The following is a 15,699-nucleotide window of genomic DNA, read 5'->3' on the forward strand; positions in this document are numbered from 1 at the left end:
ATCAAACATAGATGGTCAAAAAAGGGGTTCTGTGCTTAGAACGTAAAACTACCACGCTCTCGTTCGCTCAACCCGCAAGCTTCCCTCGTAAAGCAAGGTAGCGGTTTGCAAAAAAAGCCAAAAATCAACCGGTATAACGTATACCGGTTGATTTTTGGCTATATATAGAATGATGAGTTGACTAACACCTTGACAATTAGGCCATAAGGTGTTCTGGTTTTAGCATTTCTCTATTGGTACTGAAAGGTGATTGGCAACGTGTAGCGCACTGCTACCGGGCGGCTGTTTTGCCGTCCAGGCGTCCAGGCTGGCATGCTGCTTACTACACGAGTTGCTTCTTCATCGGTGCCGTAGCCAAGTCCTTTCATTACCTGCACATCAGAAATCGAGCCGTCAGCCTGCACGGTGAAGGAGACGAACACCTTGCCCGAAACCGCATTAGTCAAAGCCTGCTTAGGATAACGCAGGTTGCGCTGCATGTACTGCCGCAAAGCATTGATTCCTCCGGCAAACTCCGGCATTACTTCTACGTGCACAAAGGGCTTAGCCGGTGGGGAGCAGTGGTAGTACCCGAGTCTGTACCAGGTACACTCGTGCCTGGGCCGGTGCTAACAATATCATCACCGGGTTTGGTATCAGTCAGGGTGTTGTCATTACCTACAATAGGATCAGTCGTTGGTATGGGTTTAGTAAGCAATTCGTCCTTGACCACTTTGGGAGCCACATCGGCGGGGGGGTAACCACTACGGGCTGGGGACGGGCTATGACCGGCTTGGGTGTTTCAATAGTTTTCTGCTGAGGAGGAAGTACAACATCGGTGAGAATTGTAAGCTTATCTGGCACTACGTTAACCTTGGGTAAAACCGTAGGGAAAAGCCGCTCCATAACCAGCGTGACGCTAACCAGAAGCAAAGTCAAACTTACAGTGATGGCCAGAGCCCGGGCTAGGTGACGGCTGTAAAGCTGACGCAGGACGAAGGCGCCATACGCTTTGTTGCGGCCCTCAAAGATGATTTCATCGAATGAGGCGGTGTGCAGGTTGGTGGTGTTCATGGGACATATGGGCTTAAGGTGAAACGGTAGTCACAGGCACGCATTACCCAAGCCATTTGTCTCACGGGGCTTTCTTCATCTTCCTGGCTTTCAATTGTAAAACGGAGTATAGTATCAGAAAAGTATGCGGTAAGCCGAATTCTTTTTACACGAAAAAGCCCGAACTGAGCAGCTGCTCAATCCGGGCTTTTCTTGTTGTTTGCAGCCGAGGCTGAAACGAGTTGTACTACTTGATAGCGAAGGTTACCGGAACCGTGTACGAAACACTTACCGGACGACCGTTCTGCTTACCAGGCGTCCAGGCAGGCATGGCCTTGATAACGCGAACTGCTTCTTCGTCGCAGCCGGCACCGATGCCTTTGGTTACTTTCACATCCGTGATACCACCCGTTGGGCCTACCACGAAGCTGATGAACACTTTGCCTTCAACCTGGTTGCGTAGGGCCAAAGCAGGGTACTTAATGGTTTTGCCTAGGTAAGAGAGCAAACCTTCCATACCACCGGGAGGAGTAGGCATCTGTTCTACATATGTGTAGACCTTATTCTCTACTACCTCTTCTACTACCTTGTTGGTTTCCTCACCCAGACCAGTAAGGTCAGCGGGGTTGTCGGTGTTACCCTTTACCGTTTCGGTAGCAATTACCTTGTCTTCCAGTTCTTCCTGATCTGGAATCTTTTCTTCCTTCACTACTTCCTCGTCCTTTTTAACAACGGGGGAGTGAACTTAATGGTAGAAAGCTTAGGTGGGGGTGGTGGTGGTGCCTCGGGTGGTGGTGGCGGTGGCGGCGGCTTGGTGTCATCCAAGGGGGGGCCTCCATCAGCTCATTTACCTTGAGCATCTTGTCGTCCTTTACCACCTCGTCTTTGGCAAACATCCGCGCAATGAGCGGGAAGCTTACCATCAGAGCCAAGAGGGCAACGGCAATGAGAAGAGCTCGGGTAACGTGCTTGTTGTACAACCGCCGGAGCACGTAAGCTCCGTAGGCTTTATTACGGCCCTCAAAGACGATGTCGTTGAAAGACGCTTGAGCCAATTGCGTGTTATCCATCATAGTCCAGAAGTTTTAATCAGGTCTTCGTCGGCCTTCGAGATGTCAACCAGAGCGTATTTCTTCTGGTCGGTAATGTTCATCTCGTCGAGGATGTCAACCATGTTCTTGTAATTGGACTTGTCAACGGGCTTGATCAGCACAACTACTTCTGGGTTGGCCTGACGGCGCTGCAGCAAGGTTTTGCGGATACCGTTGGCGTCGTAGCTCGAAGCTACCAGCTCAGGCTTCACGGTGCCATCCAACAAGCCATCATAATAATAGATCTTGTTGTTCTCACCCAACAGGACCGTAAAAGCATTCGAAGCTTTGATCACAGATGGATCATCATTGTCCTTCGGCTTCACGGGCATGTTGAGCTGCATCACGGTCGGCTTGCTGAAGGTCGTCGTCAGCATGAAGAAGGTGAGGAGCAGGAAGGCTAAGTCCACCATCGGTGTCATGTCGATTTTGGTCGACATTTTCTTAGCCCGCTTCTTACCTCCTTTACCGGAGTCGGCTTGTTGTTGTATTTCTGCCATTTCTCTGCGTCGGTTATTTCCCGGCTACCGGCTTGGACTCCAAGTCAGTAATCAGGTTGAAACGGTTGATGTTCTTATCCTGCAGCAGTTGGATGACTTTCTTCACGGTTGGTACGTCTGCGTTACCGTCGCCTTTGATAGCGATGTAAGCAGGCTTACCGAACTCCTTGCGGCTAGCGGCCTGCGCTTCTACCACCCAGTCGATAAACTGGTTGTTCAGGGAGTCGGCAGGAATGCCGGGCTGCCTAATGGCTTTGCGCTGCTCGTTGTCGCGGCTCAGGAAGTCGGGAAGCTGTTGTACCGGTACGCCAAAGCTCGACAGGTTGGAGAAGGTCTTTGCCTGAGCAGCCGAAAAGCTTACTCCGTACTTAGCACCTACCCGGGTCAACAGGTCCAGCTTGGGTTTGGCATCATCCATCCCGAAAAATACCCGCTTGTCCTTGTCCACCGAAATGGTAATAACGTGGCTTTCGGGTAGGCGAATTTCGGAAGTAGATGAAGGCGTATCCACCACTACAGCTTCCTCAGGAGCAAACTTGGTGGTGAGCATGAAGAAGGTCACCAGCAGGAATGCCAAGTCCACCATCGGAGTCATATCCAACGACGGGGACGTTCTATGCGGTTTTACTTTTGGCATTGCGAGCGTGGTTAGAGAGCTTTATTCAGAAACGTTTAGAAACGCTGCTTTAGTGCGTAAACCGCAGACTAAGCAGTATAAGTTTCTTTTTCGCCGTGCTGCGAAGCAAACGTCTGGATAATGCTGAAACCAGCTTCGTCGATGCTGTAGGTCAGCTCGTCAATCTTGCTGGTGAAGAAGTTGTAGGCAATGATGGCCAGAGCCGAGGTCAAGATACCCAGAGCCGTGTTGATCAGAGCTTCCGAAATACCGTTGGCCAGACCTACTGCGTCAGGAGCACCGGCGTTAGCAAGAGCCGAGAAGGCGTTAATCATACCGAATACCGTACCGAGCAGACCGATCAGGGTAGCTACCGAAGCGATGGTCGACAGGATAACGAGGTTCTTTTCCAGCATGGGCAGTTCCAGAGCCGTCGACTCTTCGATTTCCTTCTGGATAGCAGCAATTTTCGAGTCTTTGTCGAGGCTGCGGTCACGGGCCATCTCCTGGTATTTGCCCAGGCCAGCTTTTACCACGCTAGCTACCGAGCCTTTCTGCTGGTCGCAGGCGGCTAGAGCACCGGTGATGTCGTTCACGTTCAGCTTCTGACGCACGTTGCGGATGAAAGCTTCAATGCTCTTCGAGCCTTTAGCCTTGCTAATGGTCAGGAAACGCTCGATCGAGAAGGTGATTACCAGCAAGAACAGCGTCAGCAGGATGGGTACGATAACACCACCCTTGTAAATGATGCCGAGGTAGTTACCGGGCAGGGGTTATTTTCAGGATTGCCGCCCTGGAAGTTGCCGGGGCTACCAAAAACAAACTTGTAAATGATAATCGATACGATCAACGCCAGTGGAATCACGATGGCGGCAAACGCGGAACCGCCTTTCGCTTCACCCTGGGGAGCAGCGGGAGCGGTGGGCCGCACGTTTTTATTCATGGCATTCTTTTGTTCCATTGTTCCGGAGAATTAGTGGGTTGGTGGTGAAAGGTTGAACTTTGAAGGTGAAAAAGTGAAGAAATTTAAACGTGAATACCCTGAAGACAGCAGCGCCCCGCTCACCCGCACACTGGGCCCGTTCGGAGAACGGAAAGTGTGGGTCTGCTCGTGCGCGGGGCCGTTAGGAATTCGGAGTATCCTTGGCAAACCTAAATAAAAACCTACGTGCTGCCAAATGGAAAATGCGTTTAAACGCTTTAAAACGGGTAGGGCCTTAAAAAAAGGCTATTTCTGCTCTCCGGTTTCTTGCTGATTTAAGTTCAGTTTTTTAGCCTGCTCCCAGTACGTGTCCATTTGGGCCAGGTTCAAATCGGCTAGGCGGTGCCCATCCCGGGCCGCTTCCGTTTCCAGGTATTGGAAGCGCTGAATGAACTTGCGGTTGGTTCGTTCCAGAGCTTCTTCCGGGTTGATGCCCGCGAACCGGGCAAAGTTGACCAAGGAAAAGAGCAGGTCGCCAAACTCAGCGGCAGCCCGTTCCTGATTTCGCTCTTCAGGGTTAGTGTGGGCATACTCAACTCCGAATTCTCCTAACTCTTCCTGCACTTTCTCCCAGACCTGTTCGGGCTTTTCCCAATCGAAACCGGCTCCGCGGGCTTTTTCCTGAATTCGCATGGCCTTGACCAGAGCAGGCAGTGAAGTCGGTACGCCGCCAAGGACGGAGGAGTTGCCTTTTTCCCGCAATTTCAGCTGTTCCCAATTGCGCTTCACGTCTTCCTCATCGTTCACGGTGGTGTCGCCATAGATGTGGGGTGACGGAAGATGAGTTTCTCACACTGGGCGTTAAGAACATCCGCAATATCAAAATGGCCCGTCTCGGAAGCTATTTTGGCGTAGAACGTGAGGTGAAGCATCACGTCCCCAAGTTCCTTCTTTACATCCGCCAGATCATCCCGCAAAATGGCGTCGGAGAGTTCGTACGTCTCCTCAATAGTGAGATGACGTAAACTCTGCATGGTTTGTTTCTTATCCCACGGACATTCGGCCCGCAGGCGGTCCAGCACGTCGAGCAGACGGCCGAAGGCGGCCAGCTGTTCGGCGCGCCGGTTGGGCATTGAGGGTTGTGTTTCCATTACGTCAAATATACGGCACCCAGGCCGGGCGGGCTATACGTATGTAGAAACGAGGCAGACCCGGCTGACGGGGCGCTACGAAATACTTTCGTAGAAAAGCAGGGCCATTTCTCTACTTTTGCACTTCAAAACAAACATTGCTTGTGGCACTGATCAAATCAATTTCCGGCATCCGAGGCACCATCGGCGGCGCGGCAGGCGAAGGCCTGACCCCCATTGACGTAGTGAAGTATGCAGCTGCTTTTGGCACCTGGGTACTGGAGAAAACGCAGAACAACACGATTGTCATCGGCCGTGATGCGCGCATCTCCGGCGAGATGGTCAGCAAGCTGGTGGAAGGCACCCTGCGCGGCCTGGGCATCGACGTTATTGACCTGGGCCTGAGCACGACGCCCACCGTGGAAATAGCCGTGCCCGCCAAGAAAGCCGGCGGCGGCATCATCCTGACGGCCTCGCACAATCCCAAGCAGTGGAACGCACTGAAGCTGCTCAACGACAAAGGCGAGTTCATTTCCGACGAGGAAGGCCAGGCCGTGCTTGCTCTGGGCGACAATGAAGCCTTCAACTTTGCTCCGGTCAATAAGCTGGGCCAGTATTCCACTGACAACACCTTCTTTAAGAAGCACATCAAAGCCATTCTGGCTTTGCCGCTGGTCGATGTGGAAGCCATTAAGGCCAAGAAGTTTCGCGTCGTTATTGACTGCGTAAACTCCACCGGTGGCATTGTGGTGCCTATGCTGCTGGAAGCTCTGGGCGTGGAGAAAGTGGAAAAGCTGTTCTGTGAGCCTACCGGCGACTTTGCCCACAACCCCGAGCCCCTGCCCGAAAACCTGCGCGACATTGCCCGGGTGCTGGAGAAAGGCTCTTATGACCTGGGCATCGTGGTAGACCCCGACGTGGACCGCCTGGCTTTGGTAAACGAGGACGGCAGCATGTTCGGCGAAGAATACACCCTGGTAGCCGTAGCTGATTACGTGCTGCAACAGAACGGAGGTGGCAACACCGTCAGCAACCTGAGCAGCACCCGCGCCCTGCGCGACGTGACCGAGAAGGCCGGTGGTAGCTACGCCGCTGCCGCCGTGGGCGAGGTGAACGTGGTGACCAAGATGAAGGAAACCAACGCCGTTATCGGCGGCGAAGGCAATGGCGGTATTATCTACCCCGAGCTGCACTACGGCCGCGACTCACTAGTAGGCATTGCGCTTTTCCTGAGCCACCTGGCCAAGTCGAACCTAACCATGACCCGGCTGCGGGCCTCGTATCCGGGTTACTTCATCTCCAAAAACAAGATCGAGCTTACTCCCGAAATTGATACCGACCAGGTGCTGGTGCAAATGCAGCAGCGCTACTCCAAACAGCCGGTAAACACCATCGACGGGGTGAAAATAGAGTTCGACAAGGAGTGGGTGCACTTGCGCAAATCCAACACCGAGCCCATTATCCGCATCTACGCCGAATCGGATTCGAATGCCACGGCCGACCACTTGGCCAACAAGATTATTGCTGACATCAAGGAGATTATCTCGCAGAAGAGCTAAGACCCTTTTTGCCCTAACTAGTAAAGGATTCCGGCTGCCAAGCTGGAATCCTTTATTTTTGTGTGGCTATATTCTCTCTCGTAGCCATCCACCTCTCCACCTTAGTTGCGCGTATGCCTCTCCACCCCGATTCGCACGCATCCACGGCCACACCCATGACCGTGTATTTTGACAATGCGGCGACCACGCCTCTCGATCCGGAAGTTCTGGACGCCATGCTGCCTTTTCTACGGGAGCACTACGGCAACCCCAGCAGCATTCACGGCCACGGCCGCAAGGTGCGGGCCGCCATCGAAAATGCCCGTAAGACCATTGCCCACCTGATTAATGCTGCGCCGGCCGAAATTTCTTTTACGTCGGGCGGCACTGAGGGCGACAACTACGCGGCTTTCGGCAGCATCCGCACGCTGGGCTTGCGTCATGCCGTTACCTCCAAACTGGAACACCACGCTGTGCTCCACACGCTGCAGGCTTTGGAAAAGAGCGGCGACATCACGCTCAGCTACGTGCATCACGACGAGCAGGGCCGCCTAGACTTGGAGCACCTGGAAGAGCTGCTAAAATCTAACAGCCGCTCGTTTGTGAGCTTAATGCACGCCAACAACGAAATCGGCAACCTGAACGACATCGTGGCTATTGGCGACATCTGCCAGCAGCACCAGGCCATTTTCCACACCGATACGGTGCAGACGATGGGCCACTACCGCCACGACGTGCAGAAGTTGAAAAACCACTTTCTGGTAGGCTCGGCGCACAAGTTTCACGGCCCGAAAGGAGTAGGCTTCCTTTACCGCCGTCCCGAGGTGCACGTGTCGCCCTTGATTCATGGTGGCTCGCAGGAGCGCAACGTGCGGGCCGGCACCGAGAATGTGTACGGAATCATTGGTCTGGCTAAAGCGCTGGAAATAGCTTACCGTGACATGGATTCCCACCGGGAGCATATCCAGGGCCTGAAAGACCGGTTTATTGCGCGGCTAACCACCGAAATTGAGGATGTACAGTTCAATGGCCTCTCGGCCCAGGCCGACCAGAGCCTCTACACGGTACTGAGCGTGAGTTTGCCGCCCTCGGCTATGAGCGAGATGCTGCTCTTCAACCTGGATATTAGCCGGGTATCGGTGTCGGGTGGTTCGGCGTGTAGCAGTGGGGCCGATGCCGGCTCGCACGTGCTGACGGCCCTGGGCTGTGACCCGCAGCGGGGCGCTATCCGCTTTTCGATGAGCAAGTATAATACTGCTGAAGAAGTAGATTACGCCGTGGAGCAGCTGGCCAAAATGTACCGTAAGGTGCCCGCCTAGGCTTTTCCGGCCATTGCCAAGCCCCGATTCAGCTGAGCCAGATTTCTGGCGGAGCCGAATCGGGGCTTTGCGTTTGTGGGGCAGGCCTTACTTGAATCAGCATTAAGCAGGGCTTGAAGCGTAGTTCCTATATAGTCCCAGCCTATCTATTTTGCTATCCTTGCGTACTCACTGGCAAAAGTAGTTTCTGACTCCCATGGCCGATATCAATATTCAGCGTAAAAAGTCTTCTCCGAGTCCTTGGCTCCTGGTTTTACTGGTGGTCCTTGCGTTGGGAATATTAGGTTATTTTCTGTTCCGTGCTTCTGCCAATGAACCGGCTGAGCAGGCTGTGCCCGCTACTACTAGCCCGGCACCTGTAGCTGCTGCCTCGGACGATACTGCCCAGGTAACCCCGCCGCCCGCCGATGCCGCCGATGCCGGTACTGGGGCCTCAGTGGCCGATATGGCCACCGAGGAAGCCCCCGCCACCGCTGATGAATTGGATACCTTTGCCACCGCCGAAGCTGATAGTCCCGACTATGGCCGCCGGGGCCTGCAAATGCTCACTTCGGCCCTCAGCTCCCTGGCCGACCGTGACGACCTGCGCGGGGACGCAACCATCAGTGAGCGGCGCAATGATCTGACCAGTGCCATCAGCCGCAGTTCCGAGCCCAACGCCAGCCTGCGCCCAGGCTTTGTGGCCGTGGCCGGATTGCTGCAAGCCATTCAGCAAAAAGCGTATCCCGACCTGGAAAAGCCTGTGGCCGAACTTGGGGAGCAGGCCCGGGCGCTGTCGGGGCGCACCACACCCGCCGACCAGCCCGCTTTACAGTCGTTTTTCACGAAGGCGGCCCGCGTTATGCAGACGTTGGAGGAGCCTACGCCGTAGCACGCCGGGCCCAACTTGTTTTCCTGTTTCACTTACCTGCCAATCCGACTCATGGAGCCGACTTCCCCATACCCTCCGCCGAAGGCATGCACCTGCGCCGCCTGCGCGACCTGACCGAGTTTGAAGTAGCCGACGGCAGCCCCGACGTGCGCGGCTGGGCTGTGCGGGGCGGCGACGGCCACAAGTTTGGCGACGTATACGAGTTGATTGTGGAAGAAGAAGCCCTAAAGGTGCGCTACCTCGACATCGAGCTGGACTCGTCGCTCAACGTGAACCGCCACGAGCGTCATATTTTGGTGCCGGTAGGGGTGGCTGCCCTGGATGAGGAAGGCGACAATGTGTTTGTGCCGTCTTTGAATAAGGAATCGGTGCTGGACTATCCGCCTTTCGAGGAAATCCAGATTACCCGGGAGTATGAAGAGGCCATGCTGCGCAGCCTGCAGCTGCCTCTGCCCGAAGCCCGCCCCGCCAACTTTTACGACCAGGACTCTTACAACGAGCAGCGCTTCTATCAGAACCGCCGCCCAGAAGCCAACGAAGGTCTGCGCCGGCGGAGCAGCTAGGATTCGCTAGTAAAAAGCAGAAGGCGGTGACCATAGTCACCGCCTTCTGCATGTAAAGACTATAGGCAACTGCTGCTAGTTGCGGTGAATCATATTCACAACGCCTTCTACCCATTGCGGGTGCGAGTTCAGGCTGGGTACCAGCTGCCAGTGCTCCCCGCCCGCTTCCTCAAACATCTCGCGGAATTCGGTGCCTACTTCAATGGTCGTTTCCAGGCAGTCGGCTACGAAAGCGGGGCTGAAGGCCAATACGTTCTTGATGCCTTTGGCCGGCATCTCCTTGAGCACTTCGTCGGTGTAAGGCTGCAGCCACGGGTCGCGCAAGCGGCTTTGCAGGCGACTCTGGAAAGTGGTGGTGTACTGCTCGGGTGCTAAGCCCAGGCCGGCTGCTAGTTGCCGGGAAGTTTCGAAGCACTGGGCCCGGTAGCAGTAGCGGTTATTCTTATTATAGCTGCTGCAGCAGGTGCCCAGCTTACAATAGTTGTTGTGGCTGCCCTTGAGCACGTGGCGCTCCGGAATGCCGTGGTAGCTGAACACTACATGGTCATACTTGCGCTTGGCCATTTCCTCCTTGCCCAAGGTCACGAAGGTGCCAATAAAGCCCGGATCGTCGGTGAAGGTGCTGATAAACGAAATGCTGGGCACTACCCACCACTTACTCACCAGCTCCATTACCTTTTCCTGCACCGAGCCGGTGCTGGCCGCCGCATACTGCGGAAACAGAGGCAACACAATGATTCGGTCGACGGCCGCGGCGCGCAGCTCTTCCAGGGCCTTTTCGATGCTGGGGTTCTGGTAGCGCATACCAAAGGCCACCACATAGTCTTTGCCGAGCTTTTCCTGCACCAGCTTCTGCAAGTCGAGGCCGTGGTAGAGGAGGGGAGAGCCCCGCTCATCCCAGAGCTGCTGGTAAATCTTGGCTGACTTAGGTGCGCGCAGTGGTACTACAAGGCCCTGAAAGAGTGGATAGCGCACGGCGGCGGGCATATCGATAACCCGGCCGTCGGTGAGAAATTCGTTGAGGTAGCGGCGTACGTCAGGCGTTTTCGGTGAGTCGGGCGTACCCAAGTTCACGAGGAGCACGCCGATACGGCGCTGCGGAGAGGCGGGAGTTGGCATAGAAAAAGAACGGTCGTCCGTCATAGACAAAGGTAGGGCCTCCAGGGTTTGGGAGGAAGCCCGTATTTTTCCGCTAGTAGCAGCTAAAAAGAGCAAGAGTCGAGTCAGGAGCTAAAAGGCTGGTTGTCTGATTTAAGACTAAACCATGTGCATCTGCCTATAAAGCGGTACCTTTGCAGACTTATTTAGAAAATCCTGTGAATCCCGAACCTAAACCGCACCGCGCTGGCTTTGTGAGCATTATCGGCAAACCCAACGTGGGCAAGTCGACGCTAATGAACGCCCTGATGGGCGAGCGGCTCAGCATTGTCACGAGCAAGGCCCAGACTACGCGCCACCGCATCCTGGGTATCCTCAACGGCGAAGACTTTCAGCTCGTCTACTCCGATACGCCCGGCATCATTCAGCCCAAGTACGAGCTCCACAACGCTATGATGTCGTTCGTGTACAGCTCCTTGGAAGATGCTGATGTCGTCTTGTTCGTAACGGACATCTACGAAAAGCACGACGAGGAGCCGGTTGTAGAGCGTCTGCGCAAAATGGTAAACACGCCGATTTTGCTGCTAGTCAACAAAATCGACCAGGCCGACCAGGCCGAAGTGGAAGCCAAGGTTGACTACTGGCGCGAGCAACTGCCCAACGCGGCCCGTGTGCTGCCTATTTCGGCCCTGGAAAAGTTCGGTACCGGCGAATTGCTGGATTTGATTCTGGGCTACCTGCCCGAGCACCCAGCGTATTACCCTAAAGATGAACTCACCGACAAGCCGGAGCGTTTCTTCGCCGCCGAGATAATTCGGGAGAAAATCTTCAAGCTCTACAAAAAGGAAGTCCCCTACAGCTGCGAAGTCGGCATTGAGGAATTCAAGGAGGAAGAGGATATCATCCGCATCCGGGCCACCATCTACGTGGAGCGGGCCAGCCAGAAAGGCATCATCATCGGCAACAAAGGCGACGCGCTGAAAAAAGTGGGCACCTGGGCCCGGGAGGAAATGGAGAAGTTCTTCCAGAAGAAAGTCTTTCTCGAAACCCACGTCAAAGTCAACGAAAACTGGCGCACCGACCCCAAAGCCCTCAACCGCTTCGGGTACAGTCAATAGGTGAGATGGTGAAATAGTGAGTTGGCGTTCTATTCGCGCAAATCCGCGCAGCTTGAACATCAAACTCACCATCTCACTATTTCACTACTCAGAATCTCCGACCTCACACTCATTTAACTACTCCGGGCACTGCCGAATTTGGTCGGGCCGGCGGCTGGAGTCAGACGCATGAAGAATACTATTGCAATTGTGGGCCGCCCCAACGTGGGCAAATCCACCCTGTTCAACCGCCTCGTGGGTCACCGCAAGGCTATTATGGACAACCAAAGCGGCGTAACCCGCGACCGGCACTATGGCTACGGCGAGTGGATCGGCAAGCACTTCACCGTTATCGACACCGGTGGCTACGTGCACGGCTCCGACGACGTGTTTGAGGAAAGCATCCGCCGCCAAGTAAAGCTGGCCATTGACGAGGCCGACGTCGTGCTGTTTATGGTCGACGTGGACGCCGGTATGCACGGCCTCGACGAGGAGTTTGCCAACGTACTGCGCCGCTACCAGGGCAAAAAGCCGATTTATCTGGTCGGCAACAAGGCCGATACCAACGCCCGGGCCCACGCGGCCGGCGAGTTCTACGCCTTGGGCGTCGGCGACGGCGACATTTTCACTATTTCCTCCCAGAGCGGCTCCGGCACCGGCGACTTGCTCGACGCGGTGGTGTCGCACTTCGAGGATCCGTGGGAAGAGGTTACGGAGACGGACCTGCCCAAGATTGCCGTGGTCGGCCGTCCCAACGTGGGCAAGTCGAGCCTGGTAAACCTGCTGCTGGGCGAGGAGCGGACCATCGTAACCGACATTGCCGGCACCACCCGCGACGCCATCAAGACGCGCTACAACGCCTTCGGCAACGAGTTCATTTTGATTGACACGGCCGGTCTGCGTCGCAAAACCAAGGTGAAAGAGGACATTGAATTCTACTCCGTGCTCCGCTCCATCCGGGCCATGGAAGAGTCCGACGTCTGCATCGTGATGCTCGACGCCACCCGCGGCATTGAGGCCCAGGACGTGAACATCATTGCCCTGGCCGACAAGAACCGTAAGGGCATTGTGATTCTGGTCAATAAGTGGGACCTGGTGGAGGATAAGGAGACGAACACAACCAAGGTAATTGAGGAGCAAATCCGGGAAAAGATTGCGCCTATTGCCTATCCACCTATCATCTTCACCTCGGTTGTTACCAAGCAGCGCGTACACAAGGCCATTGAAACGGCCATTCAGGTGTACGAGAACAAAACCAAGAAAATCCCGACTTCCCAGCTGAACGAAGTGATGCTGCGCATGATTGAGGAGCATCAGCCGCCGTCCACGAAGGGCAAAATGGTGCGCATCAAGTACGTGACTCAACTGCCCACGCACAACCCAGTGTTTGCCTTCTTCTGCAACCTGCCGCAGTACGTGAGCGACTCGTACACCCGCTACCTCGAAAACCGTATGCGTGAGCATTTCGACTTCACGGGCGTGCCCATCGGCATCATTTTCCGCAAGAAGTAAGCCGTAGAATTAGGGGCGCAGGCCAACAGAATAATTTTTTCTACTGTCGGGTTACCTTCTGGGGAGGTGAGTATAAAGCCCCGAATCTAGCGACGAGCTGCCTGGCACTCGAAGCAGGATTCTGTACTCTGAATTGATTTTTCAACAACCCCCTTTATTTCCTTGACCATGAAAAAGGTTCTGTTCCTTGCCCTGGCTGCTGCTTCGTTCACCTTCGCTTCGTGCGACAGCAAGACTGAAAACGCTAACGAAAACGCTGCTGAGCAAGTAGAAGAAGCTGGCGAAGCTAAGGCTGACGCTATGGAGAATGCTGGCAACGAAGCCGGTGCTGACTCGGTAGAAAACGCTACCGAAGCCCAGGCTGACAAAATGGAAGATGCCGCTGACGCTGGTGCTAGCCAGGCTACGCCTGCTCCCGCTGCCGGCGCTACCACGACCCAGCAGTAATTGCTCTGCCTGCATAAGGCAAAAAAGAGGCTCCCCAATCCGGGGAGCCTCTTTTTTTGCGCAATAGCTCATTGCACACAGGCTGTATGGCTTACTGATTAACCAAGGCGGCGACGCAGGATGCCGTCGACGGTAGTAAATAGGCGTCGGGGCTCGTAAGTGCGCCAGGGCATTTCGTCGAGTTGTCCACCGAAGTTCACGTAGTTATCCACATTGAACTGGTGCATTTCGCGGATAACGTGCTCCTGAAAGTTGATGCCCGCAATCCAGCCGTCTTCCACGTCCTCAAACCACTCCTCGTAGTATGAATCGTCGGAGCCGTGGAAATTAAATACGTTTTCACCGACCAGGATAAACTTGCGGATGCCTTCGTGCACCATCAAATCAATGATGTTGCGTTTCAGGCTCATGATGTCGTTTTCGATGGCATCATTCCACTCCCCGATAAACTCGATGATGGCAATGCCTTCGTCGTAATCGACGAACAGGATTTTGAGGAACAGCGTGTCGGATTCGAGGCTGTCCCACTGGGGATGAATGTAGTACCCGTAGATGGTATTGGTGAAGGCGTTGAGGTTGTTTTCGGCTTCGAAAAGCGGGGAGCGAGGGTCTTCGGAAGCGGAATACTGCTCAATCCAGTTGTAATGAGGCTCGATGGTATGCACGGGCAAGCAGCGGTTGGAATGAATGGGTAGAGAGGTAACAACCACCGGCCAAAAAAGCTCCGGGGCAACTACCCATTCTAACGCTAAGCCCATAATTGCGTTGGGCCCTTGGGACCGGAATATTACTTGTGGGCCTCAATGGCGGCTCGCACCGAGCCGTGCTTCTTGAGCAACTCTGCGGCTTCGGACTGCTCGATGCCTAGCTCGTCCATAATCATCTTCTCGCCGCGGTCTACGAGCTTGAGATTGGAGAGCTGCATGTCGACCATCTTGTTGCCTTTCACCCGGCCTAGGCGAATCATAGTGGCGGTGGTGAGCATGTTGAGCGCCAGCTTCTGGGCTGTGCCGGCCTTCATGCGGGTGCTGCCCGTCACGAACTCGGGCCCGTCACAACTTCGACCGGAAAATCGGCCAGGGCGGCAATGGTAGAGTCGGGGTTGCAGACGATGCAGCCAGTAGCAATGCCGTGGCGCCGGGCAATGGCCATGCCACCAATGACGTAGGGCGTACGGCCGGAAGCCGCAATGCCCACGAGCATGTCTTTGTCGTTGATGTCGTAGGCTGTGAGGTCGCGCCAGGCTTGCTGGGCGTCGTCTTCTGCGTTTTCTACGGCCTGGCGAATGGCCGTGTCGCCGCCGGCAATGAGGCCGATAACCAGCCCTTGGGGCACGCCGAAGGTGGGCGGGCACTCGGAGGCGTCCAGGATGCCCAGCCGCCCGCTCGTGCCGGCTCCGATGTAGAATAGCCGTCCGCCGCGCTGCAACCGTTCCACGGTTGCCTCCACCAGGGCCTCAATCTGCGGCAGGGCTTTGGCTACGACCTGGGGCACCGTCTGGTCCACGCTGTTGATGCCGGCCAGCAATTCGCGCGTCGAGAGGGTTTCGAGGTTATTGAACTGGGAAGGACTTTCGGTGGTACCCAAGGTGAGATGGTGAAGTGGTGAGATGGTGAGTTTCGCTCTGAACTCACTATAACGTTAGGAGACGGAAGAAGTGGGCGTTTTGAGGCGGCCGATGGCGTGGAACTTGTCGAAGACGTGCTCGGTGTGGGGCGCGTCTTTGTGTAATTCTTTGGTCAGGTCCTGCCCAGCCCAGTGCTCGTAGTGGTTGCCGCGGCGCCAGAGGCGGGAGCGAGTCACGTCGTAAATCAGCCCGTTGTAGCCCACCCAGATTTCGTCCCGGTCCTGCCCGTTGCGCAACGCCAATTGAGCCAGCGTGTATTCGGGAAGTGAATTATTTTCTGGCTGCTTGTTTGGTTCGGGTGTTGGGGTGTTCATCAACTGACTCGAGAAGTAAGAC

General features: G+C 55.2%; 16 protein-coding genes and 3 pseudogenes. 7 read left to right on the top strand and 12 right to left on the bottom strand.

From position 1 onward, the window contains the following. Window positions 1–230: 230 nt before the first annotated feature. The 8 genes and pseudogenes from MUN79_RS07670 to mazG form a co-directional block, all read right to left on the bottom strand. Window positions 231–536, bottom strand: coding sequence for an energy transducer TonB (locus MUN79_RS07670; protein WP_244677133.1), 306 nt, complete (start codon window positions 534–536; stop codon window positions 231–233). A gap of 121 nt (window positions 537–657) precedes the next feature. Then, window positions 658–1,053: a hypothetical protein gene (locus MUN79_RS07675; RefSeq protein ID WP_244677134.1), complete on the bottom strand. Its 396-nt coding sequence runs from the start codon at window positions 1,051–1,053 to the stop codon at window positions 658–660. Between the two features lie 226 nt (window positions 1,054–1,279). After that, window positions 1,280–1,741 carry an energy transducer TonB gene (locus MUN79_RS07680; RefSeq protein ID WP_244677135.1) on the bottom strand — a complete coding sequence of 154 codons (462 nt, stop codon included), beginning with the start codon at window positions 1,739–1,741 and terminating at the stop codon, window positions 1,280–1,282. A 16-nt stretch (window positions 1,742–1,757) separates the two neighbouring features. Continuing rightward, on the bottom strand, window positions 1,758–2,105 hold the full coding sequence (locus tag MUN79_RS07685; RefSeq protein ID WP_244677136.1) for a hypothetical protein: 348 nt from the start codon (window positions 2,103–2,105) through the stop codon (window positions 1,758–1,760). Then, window positions 2,102–2,623 (bottom strand): ExbD/TolR family protein, encoded by a 522-nt coding sequence (locus MUN79_RS07690; protein ID WP_244677137.1) that lies wholly within the window; start codon window positions 2,621–2,623, stop codon window positions 2,102–2,104. The genes MUN79_RS07685 and MUN79_RS07690 overlap by 4 nt, the downstream gene beginning before the upstream one ends. A gap of 13 nt (window positions 2,624–2,636) precedes the next feature. Next, entirely contained in the window at window positions 2,637–3,260 is a 624-nt protein-coding gene (locus tag MUN79_RS07695) for an ExbD/TolR family protein (RefSeq protein WP_262923008.1), read from the bottom strand. Window positions 3,261–3,328: 68 nt separating this feature from the next. Further along, a pseudogene (locus MUN79_RS07700) lies at window positions 3,329–4,182 on the bottom strand (MotA/TolQ/ExbB proton channel family protein). Between the two features lie 285 nt (window positions 4,183–4,467). Then, window positions 4,468–5,312: pseudogene (gene mazG, locus MUN79_RS07710) on the bottom strand (nucleoside triphosphate pyrophosphohydrolase). 143 nt (window positions 5,313–5,455) lie between these two features. Between mazG and glmM the strand changes: the two are divergent. From glmM to MUN79_RS07730, 4 genes are all read left to right on the top strand, one after another. Next, entirely contained in the window at window positions 5,456–6,850 is a 1,395-nt protein-coding gene (gene glmM, locus MUN79_RS07715; RefSeq protein ID WP_244677141.1) for a phosphoglucosamine mutase, read from the top strand. A 155-nt stretch (window positions 6,851–7,005) separates the two neighbouring features. After that, window positions 7,006–8,148 (top strand): cysteine desulfurase family protein, encoded by a 1,143-nt coding sequence (locus MUN79_RS07720; protein WP_244678292.1) that lies wholly within the window; start codon window positions 7,006–7,008, stop codon window positions 8,146–8,148. 331 nt (window positions 8,149–8,479) lie between these two features. Continuing rightward, entirely contained in the window at window positions 8,480–9,019 is a 540-nt protein-coding gene (locus MUN79_RS07725) for a hypothetical protein (protein WP_244677142.1), read from the top strand. Between the two features lie 86 nt (window positions 9,020–9,105). Continuing rightward, entirely contained in the window at window positions 9,106–9,582 is a 477-nt protein-coding gene (locus tag MUN79_RS07730; RefSeq protein ID WP_244677143.1) for a PRC-barrel domain-containing protein, read from the top strand. A 75-nt stretch (window positions 9,583–9,657) separates the two neighbouring features. Here MUN79_RS07730 and hemH read toward each other — a convergent pair whose 3' ends face one another. Beyond that, window positions 9,658–10,725 (bottom strand): ferrochelatase, encoded by a 1,068-nt coding sequence (gene hemH, locus MUN79_RS07735; protein WP_244677144.1) that lies wholly within the window; start codon window positions 10,723–10,725, stop codon window positions 9,658–9,660. A gap of 173 nt (window positions 10,726–10,898) precedes the next feature. On the opposite strand from hemH, the gene era reads away from it, so the two are divergent. From era to MUN79_RS07750, 3 genes are all read left to right on the top strand, one after another. Further along, complete coding sequence (era, locus tag MUN79_RS07740; protein ID WP_244677145.1) at window positions 10,899–11,798, top strand: GTPase Era; 900 nt, start codon at window positions 10,899–10,901, stop codon at window positions 11,796–11,798. Window positions 11,799–11,966: 168 nt separating this feature from the next. Then, window positions 11,967–13,289 (top strand): ribosome biogenesis GTPase Der, encoded by a 1,323-nt coding sequence (gene der, locus MUN79_RS07745; protein WP_244677146.1) that lies wholly within the window; start codon window positions 11,967–11,969, stop codon window positions 13,287–13,289. A gap of 168 nt (window positions 13,290–13,457) precedes the next feature. Beyond that, window positions 13,458–13,736, top strand: coding sequence for a hypothetical protein (locus MUN79_RS07750; RefSeq protein WP_244677147.1), 279 nt, complete (start codon window positions 13,458–13,460; stop codon window positions 13,734–13,736). Between the two features lie 98 nt (window positions 13,737–13,834). On the opposite strand, the gene MUN79_RS07755 is transcribed toward MUN79_RS07750, so the two are convergent. The 3 genes and pseudogenes from MUN79_RS07755 to MUN79_RS07765 all read right to left on the bottom strand — a co-directional run bounded on the left by MUN79_RS07755 (window position 13,835) and on the right by MUN79_RS07765 (window position 15,677). Next, complete coding sequence (locus MUN79_RS07755) at window positions 13,835–14,401, bottom strand: hypothetical protein (RefSeq protein ID WP_244677148.1); 567 nt, start codon at window positions 14,399–14,401, stop codon at window positions 13,835–13,837. Window positions 14,402–14,523: 122 nt separating this feature from the next. Beyond that, window positions 14,524–15,323, bottom strand: a pseudogene (gene murQ / locus MUN79_RS07760) (N-acetylmuramic acid 6-phosphate etherase). A gap of 54 nt (window positions 15,324–15,377) precedes the next feature. Next, window positions 15,378–15,677, bottom strand: coding sequence for a cytochrome b5 domain-containing protein (locus tag MUN79_RS07765; RefSeq protein WP_244677149.1), 300 nt, complete (start codon window positions 15,675–15,677; stop codon window positions 15,378–15,380). Window positions 15,678–15,699 lie beyond the last annotated feature (22 nt).

It is taken from the genome of Hymenobacter cellulosilyticus (assembly GCF_022919215.1).
Classification (GTDB): Bacteria; Bacteroidota; Bacteroidia; order Cytophagales; family Hymenobacteraceae; genus Hymenobacter; species Hymenobacter cellulosilyticus.

Bases quoted from the DNA above. Each gene is read 5' to 3' on its own strand.
- MUN79_RS07720 (WP_244678292.1), top strand. From the start codon at position 7,006: ATGACCGTGTATTTTGACAATGCGGCGACCACGCCTCTCGATCCGGAA.
- MUN79_RS07695 (WP_262923008.1), bottom strand. From the start codon at position 3,260: ATGCCAAAAGTAAAACCGCATAGAACGTCCCCGTCGTTGGATATGACT.
- der (WP_244677146.1), top strand. From the start codon at position 11,967: ATGAAGAATACTATTGCAATTGTGGGCCGCCCCAACGTGGGCAAATCC.
- MUN79_RS07765 (WP_244677149.1), bottom strand. From the start codon at position 15,677: ATGAACACCCCAACACCCGAACCAAACAAGCAGCCAGAAAATAATTCA.
- MUN79_RS07750 (WP_244677147.1), top strand. From the start codon at position 13,458: ATGAAAAAGGTTCTGTTCCTTGCCCTGGCTGCTGCTTCGTTCACCTTC.
- MUN79_RS07675 (WP_244677134.1), bottom strand. From the start codon at position 1,053: ATGAACACCACCAACCTGCACACCGCCTCATTCGATGAAATCATCTTT.
- MUN79_RS07730 (WP_244677143.1), top strand. From the start codon at position 9,106: ATGCACCTGCGCCGCCTGCGCGACCTGACCGAGTTTGAAGTAGCCGAC.
- hemH (WP_244677144.1), bottom strand. From the start codon at position 10,725: ATGACGGACGACCGTTCTTTTTCTATGCCAACTCCCGCCTCTCCGCAG.
- MUN79_RS07685 (WP_244677136.1), bottom strand. From the start codon at position 2,105: ATGATGGATAACACGCAATTGGCTCAAGCGTCTTTCAACGACATCGTC.
- MUN79_RS07690 (WP_244677137.1), bottom strand. From the start codon at position 2,623: ATGGCAGAAATACAACAACAAGCCGACTCCGGTAAAGGAGGTAAGAAG.